Below are 15,729 nucleotides of genomic sequence, written 5' to 3' on the forward strand. Positions count from 1 at the left end.
TTTTTCCTGCTTTACCTGCAAGCAATATGCTGATTTAATAGCGGCGAATTTAACCCATTCTCATAACGTGGACATCCGCCATGCGCAAACTCGCCGACTGGCCGATCTGGCTGCGCCTTACCCTGGCCATCTGGTGCTGCCTGGCCATCGCCTGGGGCAGCCTGATCGCGTGGGAAGTGAAGGTCAGCCGCGAGATCGCCGTCGCCCAGGCCAAGGACCTCGCGCACAGCATGAACGAGATGACCATGGCCGGCCTCACCGGCATGATGATCACCGGCACCGTCGCCCAGCGCGACGTCTTCCTCGACCAGATCCGCGAACTGTCCGCCGTGCACGACCTGCGCGTGCTGCGCGGCGACGGCGTGAACAAGGTGTTCGGCCCGGGCAACGCCGGCGACAAGGCCAAGGCGGGCGACGGCGTCGAACGGCAGGTGCTCGAAAGCGGCAAACCGCATGTGGCGATCGAGAGCACGCCCGAGGGCGAGATGCTGCGCGTGGTCTACCCGACCCTCGCGTCAAGGAATTACTTGGGCAAGAACTGCATCAGCTGCCACCAGGTGGCCGAGGGCACGCCCTTGGGCGCCGTCAGCATGCGGGTGTCGCTCACCAAGACCTACGGCGCGGTCGACGAATTCCGCAACCAGAGCATCGCCTTCGCCCTGTTCCTGTCGCTGCCGCTGATGGGCGTCGTCTACTTCTTCATCCGCCGTTTCGTCAGCCAGCCGCTGAAGCGGATGTCGCAGGGGCTGGCCGAACTGGCCGAGGGGGACGGCGACCTCACCCGCCGCCTGCCGGTGACCCGCCGCGACGAGATCGGCGTCGCCGCCTACCGCTTCAATCGCCTGCTCGAGACGATCACCGCGCTGGTCGGCGACGTCAGCCGCACCGCCGGCGCGGTCGCCGCTTCCGCCCGCACGCTGACCTCACACGCGGGCAACCTGACCGAAGGCTCGGCGCGGCAGAAGGCGCAGTCCGCGGCGGCCTCCGGCGAAGTCGACGCGCTTGCCCGCCATATCGCGCAGATCGCCGAACAGGCAGGCCAGGTGCGCGAGGGCTCGACGCAGAGCGCCGGTCACGCCAAGGCCGGCCGCGACAGCATGCAGAAGCTGCAGGACGAGGCTCAGGCCGTCGAACGCGCGATCCGCCTGATGGCCGACGCCGAAAACGACTTCATGCAGTCGACGCACGCGATCAACGACATGACGCGCCAGGTGCGCGAAATCGCCGAGCAGACCAATCTGCTGGCGCTGAACGCCGCGATCGAGGCAGCACGCGCCGGTGAAGCCGGCCGCGGCTTCGCGGTGGTCGCCGACGAGGTGAGAAAGCTCGCCGAGAAGTCCGCCGCATCCGCCGCGCAGATCGACCGCGTCACCACCGCGCTGGGGCCGCAGTCGGCTTCGGTACGCGAGGCGCTGGAGCAGAGCATGGGCTTGCTCGAGGCGAGCCGCCACTCGAGCGGGATGGTCGCCGAGCGGCTCGCGGCGTCGAGCGAGGCGGCCAGCGAAGTGAGCCGCGAACTGGACGCGATCGTCGCCGTCACCGAGCAGCAGTCGCAAAGCAGCGCGGCGGTGTCGCGCCATATCGACGCGATCGCCGAGGGCGCCGAGGCGAACGACGCATCGATCGCGCAGGCGGTACAGTCGGTCGACGAGCTCTCGCGCCTGGCCAGGACATTGCAGGCGTCGGTCGAACGCTTCAAGGTGTAAGCCGCAGGCTGCGCTCCGCCCCGCGCAGCCCCGCCAACGCACCAGGACAGGGCACCCTCCCGCCGCATGCACCCGACTTGTGCACGCACTGCGCGGCAGGGGTGTGATCACGGCACCATCCTTGGCATGCCAATTGCATTACAAGGGCATCAGCGATCAGGACGCCCAGCATGCCCCCTACCTTGCAAAGCCACCGTATGGCACTCGCCGCTGCCGAACGCAGCTGGCTACCCGTCTTCGGCCGCACCGGCAAACTCGCGATGCGCGTCGCCTGCGCGCTCAACCGCGACCGTTACCCGGTGATCGAGGACATCTTCGAAAATTTCGCGCGCACCCGCGTGCGCATCCTGCAATCGTGGGCCAGCCAGCAGTGGCAGGCGCTCGAGGCGCTCGCCCGCCAGTTGCAGACGACGCCGGCCGCCGCCCAGGCGTCCCTGCTGCGGGACGCGCTCGCCCAACTTGGCGACGCCACCGAACTTTATGTGGCAACAATGGACGGGCGGGTGCTGATGTCGAGCGCCGCCGCGCGACAGGGGCAGGCGGTCGCCGAGCCGCGCGCCTGCCGGCAGGGGTGTACGGCGCCGCTGTTGCATGGCCCGTACATCGACCCGGTCACGCTGGCGCTTGGCGCGCGCAGCTCGGCCTTCCACGACGCGGTGACGCTGGTCTTTCACCAGCCGCTGCCCTGCGGCACCCGCTGCCTGTGCGCGCGCGTCCCCAACGACGTGCTGGGCGACCTGATCCAGCGCGAGGCCGGGCATATCTTCCACGAGTCGGGCGACAACTACCTGTTCATGGTCCGCTCGAACTTCGACCCGTCGATCCGGCCGGGCACCGCGCTGTCGCGCTCGCGTTTCGAGGACCGCACCTTCAGCGGCGGCGACAACCTGAAGGACGGCGTGCGCACCGCGTACGGCACCGTGCGCGTGTCGGCGCACACCGAGCTCGAACTGGTGTTCAACGACCCGGCCACCGGCCGGCTGCACCCGGGCGTGCGCGAGACGATACGCAAGGGCGACAACCTGTTCGTCACCTACCCCGGCTACGCCGACTACCGGCATATCCCGGTGGTCGGCAAGGGCGTCACCTTCTCGCTGCCGGGCTCGCCGGACAGCTGGGGCATGATGTGCGAGGCCGACCTCGCCGAGGTGTACCGCTACCGCTCGGTCGCCGACAAGCTCACCTTCAGCTTCGCACGCGTGCAACTGGCACTGTGCGCGGCGGTGCTCGCGACCGACCAGCTGTTCGAGCTGTCGCTGGCGGGTAAGGCGGCGACGCTCGCCGCGCTCGCGATCACCGGCACCCTCGCCTTCCGCGCCTTGCACGCGAGGCCGGTCAGCGTCCGCCTGCGCGCGGTGAGTGCGATGCTGCGCGACATCGTCGACGGCGAAGGCGACCTGCGCCGGCGCATCGACCGCCAGCAGCTGCCTGCCGACGAAACCGGCGTGATGGCACAGTGGGTGAACAGCCTGATCGACCAGCTCGACTTGATGCTCGGGCGCGTGCTCTCGCACAGCCAGCGTTTGGGTGCGCACAACCAGAACATGAGCCGGCACGGCGGCGAAGCCGGCGCCGCGGTCGGTGAGGTATGCGACAGCGCGCGGCACAGCGCGCACGCCGGCGAGCGCCAGCGCGAGATGCTCGAGGAGGCCGACCGCTACGCCGAGCATGTGCGCGAGGCGACCGCCCGCCAGTTGGCCGCCTCGCTCAGCCAGATGCAGAACGTCGGCGAGCGCACCCGCTCGATCCGGCAGACCGTCGCCGCGTCGGCGTCGACCATAGACTCGCTGGGGGACGGCACGCGGCGGATCGGCAGCGTGGTCGAACTGATCCAGGAAGTGGCCGAGCAGACCAACCTGCTGGCGCTGAACGCCGCGATCGAGGCGGCGCGCGCGGGCGAGGCCGGCCGCGGCTTCGCGGTGGTCGCCGACGAAGTCAGGAAGCTGGCCGAGCGCACGCGCAGCAACACCGAGGAAATCCGCGCGATGATCGGCCAGGTGCAGGCGCAGGCGCACGACGCGGTCGGCAGCATGCAGTCGGGCATGCAGGATCTGGAAGAAGGCCTGCAACTGGCCGAGTCGTCGAACGGGGAGAGCCAGGCACTCTACGCGCTGATCGACGGGCTGATCAGCACCATCGCCCGCCTGTCGGACGCCGCGCGCGACGGCACGCGCGAAATGGAGAAGATCGGCACGGCCAGCGCCACGCTGTCGGTAAGGCAAGCGCGGCTGTCGGCCAGCGTCGAGGTGACCGGCCAGGACATCCAGCGCCTGCTCGCCGAGACCGGCCACTTCAAGGTCAGCCACGCGCCTGCCCCCTGAGGGGCATGGCCCGAGCAGACCGCAAGGCCGTCGGCGCGACCGGCGAGAGTGCAAAGCTTGCTATAACAGGTGCATAGTCTGTCCTGGCCTGACCGCCCCCTGCCCTTCGCCATGCCTAACCGCCCTCCCCCAGACGCGCCGCCATCACCCGGCGAGCGCTACCACCACCAGAAGTCGGCGCTGCCGAGCAAGCCGTGCGCGGCATGCGGCCGGCCGATGCGCTGGCGCCGCCGCTGGGCGAACAACTGGGACGAGGTGAAGTACTGCTCGGACGCCTGCCGCTTGGCGAAGGCGCGCCGTGCCTAGGCCGCGCAACCTGGTGGCGGTGCTGGGCGACCAGCTCGACCCGGACGCGGCGGCGTTCGACGCGTTCGACCCCGCGTGCGACAGGGTATGGATGGCCGAAGTCACCGACGAGTCGGCCCCCTACCGCTCGAGCAAACAGCGCAGCACCCTGTTCCTCTCCGCCATGCGCCACTTCGCGGCCGAACTGACGGCCCGCGGGTGGCCGCTTAGCTACACCCGCCTCGACGACGAAGGCAACGCAGGCAGCCTGCACGCGCAGCTGGACGCCGACCTCACGCGCCTGGGTGCTACCCAGCTGATCGTGACGCAGCCGGGCGAGTGGCGGGTGCTTGCCATGTTGCAGAACGTCGCCGCCCAACACGGCGTGCCGCTGGAGGTGCGCGCCGACCGCCACTTCATGGTGTCGGACGCCGACTTTGCCCGCCATCTCGCGGCGCACAAGAGCTTGCGCCTGGAGACCTTTTACCGGGAACAGCGCAAGCGCTTCGGCGTGTTGATGGAAGAAGCCAACGGCGCTGCGCGGCCGGTTGGCGGGCGCTGGAACTTCGATACCGACAACCGCCACCCATTACCCCCAGACGGGCCGGGCCTGCTCACGCAACGCCAGCCAACCCCGCCCGACGCGATCACCCGCGAAGCGATGGCGCTGGTGAATACGCGTCTTGCCCACCTGCCGGGCTCGCTTGACGCGTTTGCCTGGCCGGTCACCCGCGAGGCGGCGCTCAAGGCGCTTGATGTGTTTATCGAGGCGCGGCTGCCCTCGTTCGGCCGCTACCAGGACGCGATGTGGCCGGACGACCCCTGGCTCTACCACGCGCATTTGTCCGCCGCGCTGAATTTGAAGCTGTTGAGCCCACGCGAGGTGATCGGGGCGGCGGAGCGTGCCTACCACAGTGGACGGGCGCCGCTGGCCAGCGTCGAGGGGTTTATCCGGCAGATCCTCGGCTGGCGCGAGTACGTACGCGGGGTGTACTGGAGCCAGATGCCGGCTTACGCCGACGCCAACGCACTGGAAGCTGGCGCGGCGCTACCCTCTTGGTATTGGAGCGGCGACACCGAGCTTGCCTGCCTGAAGGATGTGATCGCGCAGACGCTCAAGCACGGCTACGCCAACCATATCCAGCGCCTGATGGTGGCCGGCCTGTACGCACTGCTGCTGGGCGTCGACCCCAGGCAGATTCACGCCTGGTTTCTCGCGGTGTACGTCGACGCGGTCGAGTGGGTCGAGTTGCCTAACGTGATAGGCATGAGCCAGTACGCCGACGGCGGCCGGATGGCGAGCAAGCCCTACGCGGCCACCGGCAAGTACATCCAGCGCATGAGCCCGTATTGCGCCAGTTGCCGCTACAAGCCGGAGCAAAAAACGGGGGAACGCGCGTGTCCGTTCACCACCCTGTACTGGGACTTCCTGCTGCGCCATCAACAGCGCTTCGCCAAGCACCCGCGCATGGCGCTGCAGATCCGGCAACTGGACAGGCTACCCGACGACGAAAAGCAGCAGATCAGACGGCAAGCGCAAACCCTGCGGGACAAGGAAAACGGCGATGACACGCTGGCACCAAGGCGACCTGAGTGAGCTTTCCGGCGCGCCGGACAGTTTGGCGGCGCTGCCGTATGAGGCGAGCGTGGACGCGGCGCTGGCGCGCATCGCCACGTTTGACCCGGCGCGTTACGCGAGGACGCGCAACGCGCTTACCGGCCATGTCAGCACGCTGTCGCCCTACATCACGCACGGGCTGATCAGCCTGGTCGACGTGCTGCGGCAGGTCGACGCGCGCCACGCGCTGCCGGTGCCGCACAAGTTCGTATACGAGCTGGGCTGGCGCGCCTACTTTCGCCATGTGTGGCAGCAGCGCGGCGCGGGCATCCTGCAGGACCTTCACGCAGGGCCCCTGCCCAGCCACGCCTACCAGGTCGAAGTCCCCGCCGACGTACGCGAGGCGCGCAGCGGGCTCGCGGTGATCGACTGCGCCGTGCGCGAACTCTACACCGTCGGCACCCTGCACAACCACGCGCGCATGTGGCTGGCGAGCTACCTTGTCCACCTGCGCAAGGTGCACTGGCGCGCCGGCGCCGACTGGCTTTACTCGCACCTGCTGGACGGCGATATGGCGAGCAACCACCTGAGCTGGCAGTGGGTCGCCGGCACCGGCAGCCACAAGCCCTATCTCTTCAACGCGGAGAACGTCGCCCGCTACGCACCTGCTGCCTGGCAGTGCCCGGGCAGCGTGCTGGATACCAGCTACGCGGCACTGGAGGCGATCGCGTTTTCAGATCTGAAGTTTCCGCCCGCGCCCGGCACGCACGCCGAGGGCGTGGCCGAGCCCGCCTTGCTAACGGCACCGCCCGATTTTTGCGGCGCGAGCGCGCCCGACAGCGCCCACGTCGCCGGCTGCGACGTGTGGCTGGTCCACCCCTGGTGTCTGGGCTGCGCGCCCGCCAACCTGCCGGCGAACACCCGGGTGATCGGCGTGTACCTGGCCGACTTTCACCGCGACTGGCCGTGGACGGCGCAGCGCTGGCAGTTTGTATCAACGGCGATGAAAACCATCGCCCCCATCTGCTGGCACGGCGATGTGTCCGATATCACCGCCGCGCTCAAAACTGCCCGCAGCGTGCGCACCGTTGCCGAGCCGCACCTCGCGCCCTGGCTCGGGCATTTCGCCACGTGCGAGGCACCGGCCAGCCTGTTCCCCGCCGTACAAGGGCCTTGCGCCTCGTTCTCGCAGTGGTGGCGCGCGGCGACCGCGGGTTTCACCAACGCAAGCGAGCTCATCGCGCGGCAAGGCGGCTGACCCGACAACCCTGCTTCACAGGAGGCTAACGCATGACTTCGATCGTGATGATTACCGGCGCAAGCGGCGGCATCGGCCGCGCGCTCGCCCGTCAGCTGTCGGCCGCGGGGGCACGTGTCGTCGCCGTCGGGCGGGACGGTACAAAGCTTGAAGACGTGGACGCGGAACTCAGGGTTACCGCCGACGTGAGCACGGCGGAGGGCGCAGCGCTCGCGCTTGCCGCCTGCCAGGACGCGTTAGGCGCCTCGCCCGACGGCCTCGCGCATTGCGCGGGCAGCACCCTGATCGCGCCCCTGCACCGCACCAAACTTGAAGCCTGGCAGGCGATCTTGCGGGCGAACCTGGACAGCGCGTTTTACACATTGCAAGCCTGGCACGCGGCGCGTGGCGGGCAGGCCGGCGCCGCGGTGTTCTGCAGCTCGGTGGTGGCGCGCATCGGCGTCGCCAACCACGAAGCGATCGCGGCGGCCAAGGGCGGGGTCGAAGCGCTGGTGCGCAGCGCCGCCGCGACTTACGCCGCGCAGGGCCTGCGCGTCAACGCGGTGGCGCCGGGCATGACCGACACGCCGCTGACCGCGCCGATGTTGGGTATGCCTGCGCTGCGCGAAGCGGCCGGCCGCCAGTACCCGCTAGGCGGCCTGCAAAGCGCCGAGCAGGTCGCCGGGGTGATGGCGTGGTTGTTAAGCGAAGGGGCCAGCCGCATCACCGGCCAGGTCATCGCGGTGGACGGTGGCTTCACCACGATCCGGCCGCTGGTGAAGTAGAAGCAAGCCATTCTGCTGGAGACGCGCCGCCGATCAGCCGCGCGAGGCAGCGGCTTTAAGCCGGGCGCGCAACGCGGCGAGCGCGGCGATGGTCGCCGGCGTGGTGCGGCAGCAGCCGCCGACCAGGCGGGCGCCGGCGGCAAGCCAGCCGGTCGCGTCACCGGCAAAGTCGTCGCCGTGGCCGTGCCAGCATTGCGTCTTGGCGTCCCAGCGCTCGCCCGAATTCGGGTAGGCGAGCACGGGCTTGGCGGTCACCGCGCGCGCTGCGGTGATCAGCGCCGTGACAAAACCCGGCGCGGTGCAGTTGACGCCGACGGCGACGATCTGCGGACACGCGTCTATTTGCAAAAGCGCGTCAGTGAGCGGCGTGCCGTCGGCAAGCGTCGCGCCGTCGCGGCAGGAGAACGCGAGCCAGGCGCGCGCGTCGGGGAATTCTTCGGTGAACAACCGAGCGAGCGCGACGGCCTCTTCGGCACACGGCAGCGTCTCGCAGGCGAGCAAGTCCGGCCCCGCCGCAATGAGACAGGCGAGGCGCTCGCGGTGAAAGTCCATCAACTGTTCGACAGAGAGGCCGTAGCCGCCACGGTACTCCGAGCCGTCGGCGAGCGTCGCGCCGTAGGGGCCGACCGACGCGGCGACCAGCGGGTAGCCGCGCCCCGCACGCTTGCCCTCTACCGCCCAGAATTGGTCGCGCGCCTCGCGCGCGAGTCCGACCGAGCGCGCCATCAGCCGCGCCGCGGCGTCGTGCGCGAGCCCCGCACGCGCGAAACCCGCGAACGACGCCTGGTAGCTTGCGCCGGTGACCACGTCGGCGCCGGCGGCCAGATAATCCGCGTGTACCGCGCGGATCAGCGCCGGCGCGTCGGTGAGCACCCGCGCCGACCACAAGCCGCCAGACAGGTCGGCGCCGCGCGCCTCAAGTTCGGTCGCCAGCGCGCCATCCAACAGCACGAAGGGTTCAGACGCGAGCAGCGCTTCAAGCGGGTTCGCTCTCATCGCCGCCCTCCTTCGCATCCGGCACCCGGCTGGCGAGCACCTTGTCGATACGCAGCTCGTCCATGTCGACGATCTCGAGCCGCCAGCCCTGCCAGTGCAGCACATCTCCGGTTCTTGCGACGCGCCCCAGCAGCAGCATGAGCATGCCGGAGAGCGTGTGGTAGCGCCCCTTGTCCTCTTCCGGCGTTTCCTTGAGCGCAAGCTTGTCTTTCAGCTCGGGCACCGGGATCGAGCCGTCGAGCAGCCACGAGCCGTCTTCGCGTTGCAAGGCCCACGCGTCTTCCGCGTCGCGCGGCGTGAATTCGCCGGTCACCGCTTCCAAGAGGTCGTGCAGGGTCACGATGCCCTCGATCTCGCCGTATTCGTCGACCACGAAGGCCATCTGCGTGCCGCCGGCGCGGAACTGTTCGAGCAGCTCCATCCCGGTCAGCGTCTCGGGCACAAACAGCGCGCTCTGGGTCAGCGCCGCCCAGTCCGGCTCGCCGCCGCTCAGGGCGGCGGTCAGCACATGCTTGGCGTTGACGACGCCGGAGAGCCTGTCCAGCGCGCCGGCGCAGACCGGGTAGCGGGTGAACTCGGAGCCGCTCATGCGCGCGAGGTTCTCCTCGAACGGCAAGGTGGTGTCCAGGCTGACCACGTCGGCGCGCGGGATCATCAAGGACGAAAGCTGGCGGTCATCGAGACGGAACACGTTGCGCAGCATCTCGTGCTGATGGGTGTCGATGGTGCCGCTCTCGCTGCCCTCGTCGAGCATGGTCTGGATCTCTTCCTCGGTCACCCCGCTGGCGACCTGGTTGCGCACGCCCATCAGCCTCAAGAGCGCCTCGGTCGACAGCGACAACAGGTGGACAAACGGCCGGGTCGCCACGGCCAGCAGCTGCATCGGGCGGGCGACCAGGCGGGCGATGGACTCGGGCGCCAGCTGGCCCAGCCGCTTGGGTACCAGCTCGCCGATCACGATGGACACGTAGGTGATGACGATCACCACCCCGACGGTCGCGCCGATCGACGCGCCGTGCGCCGGCACGCCCAGCGAGACAAGCCAGAGGGCGAGCGGCTCGGCGAGCACGGCTTCGCCGAAGATACCGTTGAGGATGCCGATCGAGGTGATGCCGATCTGTACGGTGGAGAGGAAGCGGGTCGGCTCTTCGCCCAGCTTGAGCGCGGCGGCGGCGGCGTGGTCGCCTTCGTCGGCCAGGCGGGTCAGGCGGGCGCGGCGGGCGGTCACCAGCGCGATCTCGCTCATCGCGAACACGCCGTTTAAGACGATCAGGCCGATCAGGATCAGGACTTCCACGCGGTCACCTCCGGGTAGGGGCGCACGGCGCGGACAGCGGGCAGGACAGAAGACGGGGCAAAACGGGGACAAGCGGGGTAAGGGTCCATACGGCGGCGGGTCGGCCCGCGGCGATCCTTGAAAATAAACACCCGCCGATGATAGCGGGATTTTCCATGACGCGCACGATGCTTAATGCTGCGGGTCCGCGAAACGCTCGGCGATCCCGGCGAACGCCGCGCTGCAGTGCCGGAAGGCGTCGACCACGTCCGGGTCGAAGTGGCTGCCCCGCCCTTCCTCTATCATCCGGCACGCTTCTTCATGGCTGAACGGCGGCTTGTACACGCGGCGGCTGATCAGCGCGTCGTACACGTCCGCCAGCGCCATCAGCCGCGCCGACAAGGGAATCGCCTCGCCGGCAATGCCCTGCGGGTAGCCGCTGCCGTCCCACTTTTCCTGATGGCCGTAGGCGATTTCCTTCGCGTAGTCGAGGAAGGGCAAACGCATGCCGAGGCGCTGCTCGGCCTCGACGATGGCGTCGCGCCCGAGCGTGGTGTGCTGCTTCATGATTTCGAATTCGTCCGGGCTCAACTTCGCCCCCTTGAGCAGGATCGCGTCGGGGATGCCGACCTTGCCGATGTCGTGCAGCGGCGCCGACTTGAACAGGGCGTCGATCACCTGCGGCGTCAACTCGGCCGCGTAGCGCGGGGTATCCGCTAGCGCCTGCGCCAGCGCCCGCACGTAGAACTGGGTGCGGCGGATATGGCCGCCGGTCTCGTTGTCGCGCGTCTCGGCAAGGCTCGCCATCGCGTGGATGGTGACGTCCTGCACCGCCTGCACTTCGGCGGTGCGCCGCGCGACCTCGGCCTCGAGATAACCGTTCTTGTCGCGCAGGAAGTCGGCGGCCGCCTTCAGCCGCAGGTGGGTGTCGACCCGCGCGAGCACGATGGGCGGGCTGACCGGCTTGGTGATGTAGTCGACCGCGCCGAGCGACAGCCCGAAGGTCTCGTCGTCGACCTGGCTCAAGGCGGTCAGGAAGATCACCGGGATGTCGCGGGTGGCGGCGCCGGCTTTCAGGCGGCGGCACACCTCGTGGCCGTCGACGCCGGGCATCATCACGTCGAGCAGGATCAGGTCGGGCGGCGTGCCGCCCGCGCAGATCGCCAGCGCGCGCTCGCCGCTACTGGCGACCTTGACCCGGTAACGGTCGCGCAGCAAGGCGCCCATCAGCGCGAGGTTCTCCGGCGTGTCGTCGACCACCAGCACCAGCGGTTTTTGCGTGTCATCCATCGGGCGTCCCTTCCAGCGTATCGAGCAGCGCGAGCGCCGCCGGGTAGTCGTAGCGTTCGACCGCGGCGGCCAGCTGTGCCCCCGCCTCGCCCGCGGGCAGCGAGGCGCGGTGCGCCGACAGCCACGCGGGCGCCTCCGCGTCGTCGTTTTCCAGCAGGTGGCGCAGCGCGGCAAGCCCGGCCGGCAGAGGCCCGGCGCCGCCTTTATCCGCTTCTGGCGCGGGAAGCTGCGCGGCCGCCAGCGCGCCCGGCAGCGCCGCCATCGCCGCGGTGAGCGCCGAGAGCGCCACCTGGTCGGCGGCCCCGCGCGCGAGCGACGCCTCCAGCGTGCCCGCCGCCGCGGCGACCGCGACCGCGCCCAGGTTGGCGGCGCTGCCGCGCAACGCGTGCACGGCAAAACGCGCGTCGTCCAGCTGCCCCCCGGCGATCAGTGCTGCCAGCCGCGACGGCGTGTCCGCCTCGCGCGAGGCCATCTGGCCGGCCAGTTGCCGCCACAGCGCCGCGTCCCCGCCCAGGCGCGCCAGCGCGCCGGCGCGGTCGAGCATGGGCGGCGGATCGCCCTCCGCGGCGGTCGCTGCAGGGGCGCGCGCCGCGGTCGGGACGCCGCCCCTGCTTGCGCGCACGCGCTCAAGTGTCGAGAGCAGCGCCCCGGGCTCGACCGGCTTGGCGACAATGCCGTCCATCCCGGCGGCCAGACACGCCGCCTGCTCTTCGGGCATGGCGCTGGCGGTCATCGCGAACACCGGCAGGCCAAACAGCGCCGGGTCGGCACGGATCGCGCGGGTCGCTGTGAGCCCGTCCATGCCCGGCATCTGCAGGTCCATCAGCACCACGTCCGCGCGCTTGCGGGCAAGCTCTAAGAGCGCCGTGGCGCCGTCGCCGGCGATGCGCACCTCGCCGCCCGCGCGCTCGATCAAACCGCGCGCGACCTCCTGGTTGAGCGGGTTGTCCTCGACCACCAGCACGTCGAGGCCGGCAAGCCGCGCGCGGCTGTCTGCCGGTGTTTCAACGGGCGGTGACTCTCCCAGATGCGCGAGCGTGTCGAACAGCAGCGACGCCGGGACGGGCTTGCCCAGCACGCGCGCGAAGCCCGCCGCCCCCGCCTGCGCAAACGCCTCGTCGCGCGCGAAGGCGGTCACCAGGATGCGTACGGGCTGGCGCGCAAGCGGCAGCGCCGCGATGCGCCGCCCGGCCTCGACGCCGTCGAGCCCCGGCATCCGCCAGTCGAGCAGCACCGCGTCAAACGGGCGCCCCGCCGCGTCCGCGTCGCGCACCGCCGCGAGCGCCGCCTCGCCGTCGGCCACCGTCACCACCTCGACGCCGAAGCGCGACAAGGTCGCGCCCAGCGTGCGCCGCGCGCTCATGTTGTCGTCGGCGACCAGCGCCCGCATCCCGGTAAGGACAGGCGTGTCCTGTTCGGCGGCGACGCCGAGCCGCGCCGTCGCCCAGAAGGTGCTGCCCTGCCCCGGCGTGCTGTCGACGCCGGCCTCGCCGTCCATCAGCTGCGAGAGGCGGCGCACGATGGCGAGCCCAAGCCCGGTGCCGCCGTAACGGCGGGTGGTCGACGCGTCGGCCTGCTCGAAGGGCTGGAACAGCCGCCTTTGCGTCGCCGCGTCGATGCCGACGCCGGTATCGCGCACGTAAAAGCGCAGCATCACGCCGTCTCCTTCGGCCGCGACACGCTCGACGCCGAGCACGATCTCGCCCTCCTCGGTGAACTTGACCGCGTTGCCCGCGTAGTTGACCAGCACCTGCCCGAGCCGCAACGGGTCGCCGACCAGCCGCGCCGGCACGTCCTCGCCCACCTCGACGACCAGCTCCAGGCCCTTGTCCGACGCGCGCTCGGCGACCAGGCTGGCCACGTTGTCGAGTACGTCTGCCAGCGAGAACACCGTGGACTCGAGCGCGAGCCGGCCGGACTCGACCCGCGAGAAGTCGAGGATGTCGTTGATGATGGACAACAGGTAGCGGCCGGAGCGCTCGACCTTCTGCAGGTAGTCGCGGGTGCGCGGCTCGGCGCAGCCATCGAGCGCCAGATGCGCCATGCCGAGCACGGCGTTGAGCGGGGTGCGGATCTCATGGCTCATGTTGGCGAGGAAGTCCGCCTTGGCTCGCGCGGCCGAGCGCGCGGCCTCGCGCGCCGACACCAGCTCGTCGACGTCGACGTTGATGCCGATCACCCGCCGCGCGCGGCCGTCCTCGCCGCGCAGGATGCGCGCGTTGACATGCACCCAGCGCGTCTGCCCGTCGGCGCGCACGATGCGCCAGTCGTCCTCGAAGCTTTCACACGCGCCAGCGAACGCCGCGCGCAGGCGGCGGGTGGCCGCGCCGCGGTCGTCCGGGTGCAGCAACGACTGCCACGCCTCGAGCGTGCCGGCAAAGCCGCCCGCCGGCAGCCCGAACACCTGCTCGAGTTCGGGCGTCCAGTAGTTGTGGCCGCTCAAGAGGTCGAGGTCGAACACGCCGGCGCGGCCGGCCTGCTGCGCGAGCGACAGCCGCTCGCCCGCCTCGCGCAGGCGGGTCTCCATCGCCTTGCGCTCGCTGATGTCGACGAAGCTGCCGACCAGGCCCGCCGCGCTGCCGTCGGCGTGGCAAAAGCCGGCGACCCAGTACAGGGTGTCGTGGTCGGCGCCGTCGGCAAAGCGGATCAGGCGTTCGCGCGAGAGGCGCGAGCAGCCGGCGATCACCGCCGCGTCTTCCGCCTGGTAGCGTTCGCGCTCGGCCTCGGGCAGCGCCGCAAGCTCGAGCACGGTCTTGCCCAGCATGTCCTGCCGGCGCACGCCGAGCGCCGCCTCATACGCGCGGTTGACGCCGAGAAAGCGGTTGTCCGGCCCCTTGTAGAAGAGCGGATAGGGGATGGTGTCGATCAGCGCGTGCTGGAAGGCCAACTGGTCGGCCAGCGCCACCTGGTGCTGCCTGAGCGCCTCGGCCTGCTCGCCCAGTTGCTGCGCCTGCTTGCGGGTCGATTCGAGCAGGTAGCGCGCCTTGTGCGCGCGCTCGAGGATCTCGACCGCCATCGCCAGTTGCGGCAGCAAGCCCTCGACCAGCTTGAGCGCGGCCGGCGACGGCGCGCCGGCAAAGCCAAGCTCGAGCACGCCGACCAGCCGCTCGCCCAGCAGCACCGGCCACACCCGCACGCACAGCGCCAGCGCGTAGCCCAGCTCGTTGCCTTGCGCGCCCTCGACCGTACGCGGCTGGCGGTCTGCCGCGCACTGCCCGGCGAGGCGCTCGCCGTAAGCGAGCGCGGCCGGTGACGACCCTTCCAGCGCGTAGCCCGCCAACAAGGACAACTGGTTGCGCGAGGGTCGGTCGAGATAGAGCGCGCCGCGTACGGCAGCGGTGGACGGCGCCAGCGCCGAGAGCGTGGTCCTGCCAAGCTCGGACAGGGACGACGCGCGCTGCATCACCGAGGACAGGTTGGAGAGTGCGCCGAGGACCCAGCGCTCGGCGCTCGAGCTGCGGCACTGTTCGCGCAAGCGTTCAAGTTCGGCGGAAAGTTCGCCGTATTCGCGCGCGAGCCACGGCGGCCCGCGCCAGTCGAAGTCGCCGTCGGCCAATGCGGCAAGCTCCTGTCCGAGCGCCGCGCGCGGCGCGCGCAAGGCCCGCGCCAGCGACCACAAGGACCAGACGGCCAGCAGCGCGAACAGCGTAAACGCGCCGCCCAGCAGCCACGCGCGCTCGCGCGCCGCCTGCGCCCGGCCGGACTCGGCGCCTGCCTTGAGTTGCGCGGCGTCGACAGACAGGCGGTCGAGCGCGCGCGCGAGCGTCAGCGCGGCGCGCGCCGACTCGTCCTCGCCCAGCATGCGCCAGGCGCCGTCGCGCGTCGCCGCCGACAGCGCGATCACCGGCGAGCGGCTGGCCCAGTAGTTGCGCAGGGCCTCTTCGGCGTCGGCCGCCTGCAGCGGGAAGGGGCCGGCGGACAGCGCGCGCAGCGCGGCGCTCGCGTCGGCGTCGCTGCGGGTCAGCTGGGCGACCAGGGTCTGCCGGCTGGCCGGCTCCGCCGACATCACGAGTTCGCGCAGGGTGAGCCCGCCCTCGGCGACCGCCTCGCGCGCCTCGCCGATCAGGCGCTGTGCGTCGCTGGCGCGCGCCATCGCCTCGAAGCGCGCATCGTCCCGCCCGTTCAGCACCGACACCAGAAGCAGCAAGGCGGCCAGGGCCAATAGCAGCAAGGCGCCGTGCAGCAAGGTGCGTTGGGGCAGCGTCAGGTGGGGCGTATTCGCGCGCGCGTTCATCGGGCGGCCAGTCCTCGGTCGTCTATCCCTTATGTATAGGC

10 protein-coding genes are annotated in these 15,729 nt (G+C 70.4%); 6 read left to right on the forward strand and 4 right to left on the reverse strand.

What is annotated here, in order from left to right:
- The first annotated feature begins 80 nt into the window (after positions 1-80).
- From E5K04_RS02335 to E5K04_RS02360, 6 genes are all read left to right on the forward strand, one after another.
- A complete protein-coding gene (locus tag E5K04_RS02335) occupies positions 81-1,706 on the forward strand; it encodes a methyl-accepting chemotaxis protein (protein WP_136551285.1) in 1,626 nt (541 codons plus the stop codon).
- Between the two features lie 170 nt (positions 1,707-1,876).
- The gene (locus E5K04_RS17035) at positions 1,877-4,027 is read left to right on the forward strand and encodes a methyl-accepting chemotaxis protein (protein WP_136551286.1); all 2,151 of its coding nucleotides are present in this window, start codon (positions 1,877-1,879) and stop codon (positions 4,025-4,027) included.
- Positions 4,028-4,138: 111 nt separating this feature from the next.
- Positions 4,139-4,333, forward strand: a complete 195-nt coding sequence (locus E5K04_RS02345; protein WP_136551287.1) for a DUF2256 domain-containing protein — start codon at positions 4,139-4,141, stop codon at positions 4,331-4,333.
- Entirely contained in the window at positions 4,326-5,909 is a 1,584-nt protein-coding gene (locus tag E5K04_RS02350) for a cryptochrome/photolyase family protein (protein ID WP_136551288.1), read from the forward strand. The genes E5K04_RS02345 and E5K04_RS02350 overlap by 8 nt, the downstream gene beginning before the upstream one ends.
- Complete coding sequence (locus E5K04_RS02355) at positions 5,878-7,128, forward strand: FAD-binding domain-containing protein (RefSeq protein WP_136551289.1); 1,251 nt, start codon at positions 5,878-5,880, stop codon at positions 7,126-7,128. The genes E5K04_RS02350 and E5K04_RS02355 overlap by 32 nt, the downstream gene beginning before the upstream one ends.
- Positions 7,129-7,160: 32 nt before the next feature.
- Entirely contained in the window at positions 7,161-7,892 is a 732-nt protein-coding gene (locus E5K04_RS02360) for an SDR family NAD(P)-dependent oxidoreductase (RefSeq protein WP_136551290.1), read from the forward strand.
- A 33-nt stretch (positions 7,893-7,925) separates the two neighbouring features.
- Here E5K04_RS02360 and mmuM read toward each other — a convergent pair whose 3' ends face one another.
- From mmuM to E5K04_RS02380, 4 genes are all read right to left on the reverse strand, one after another.
- Positions 7,926-8,888: a homocysteine S-methyltransferase gene (gene mmuM / locus E5K04_RS02365; protein WP_205700273.1), complete on the reverse strand. Its 963-nt coding sequence runs from the start codon at positions 8,886-8,888 to the stop codon at positions 7,926-7,928.
- A complete protein-coding gene (locus E5K04_RS02370; RefSeq protein ID WP_136551292.1) occupies positions 8,869-10,185 on the reverse strand; it encodes a hemolysin family protein in 1,317 nt (438 codons plus the stop codon). The genes mmuM and E5K04_RS02370 overlap by 20 nt, the downstream gene beginning before the upstream one ends.
- A gap of 171 nt (positions 10,186-10,356) precedes the next feature.
- Entirely contained in the window at positions 10,357-11,454 is a 1,098-nt protein-coding gene (locus E5K04_RS02375) for a response regulator (RefSeq protein WP_136551293.1), read from the reverse strand.
- On the reverse strand, positions 11,447-15,688 hold the full coding sequence (locus tag E5K04_RS02380; protein WP_136551294.1) for a response regulator: 4,242 nt from the start codon (positions 15,686-15,688) through the stop codon (positions 11,447-11,449). Before E5K04_RS02380 ends, E5K04_RS02375 begins: the two co-directional genes overlap by 8 nt.
- Positions 15,689-15,729 lie beyond the last annotated feature (41 nt).

Source organism: Crenobacter intestini, assembly GCF_004919095.1.
Classification (GTDB): domain Bacteria; phylum Pseudomonadota; class Gammaproteobacteria; order Burkholderiales; family Chromobacteriaceae; genus Craterilacuibacter; species Craterilacuibacter intestini.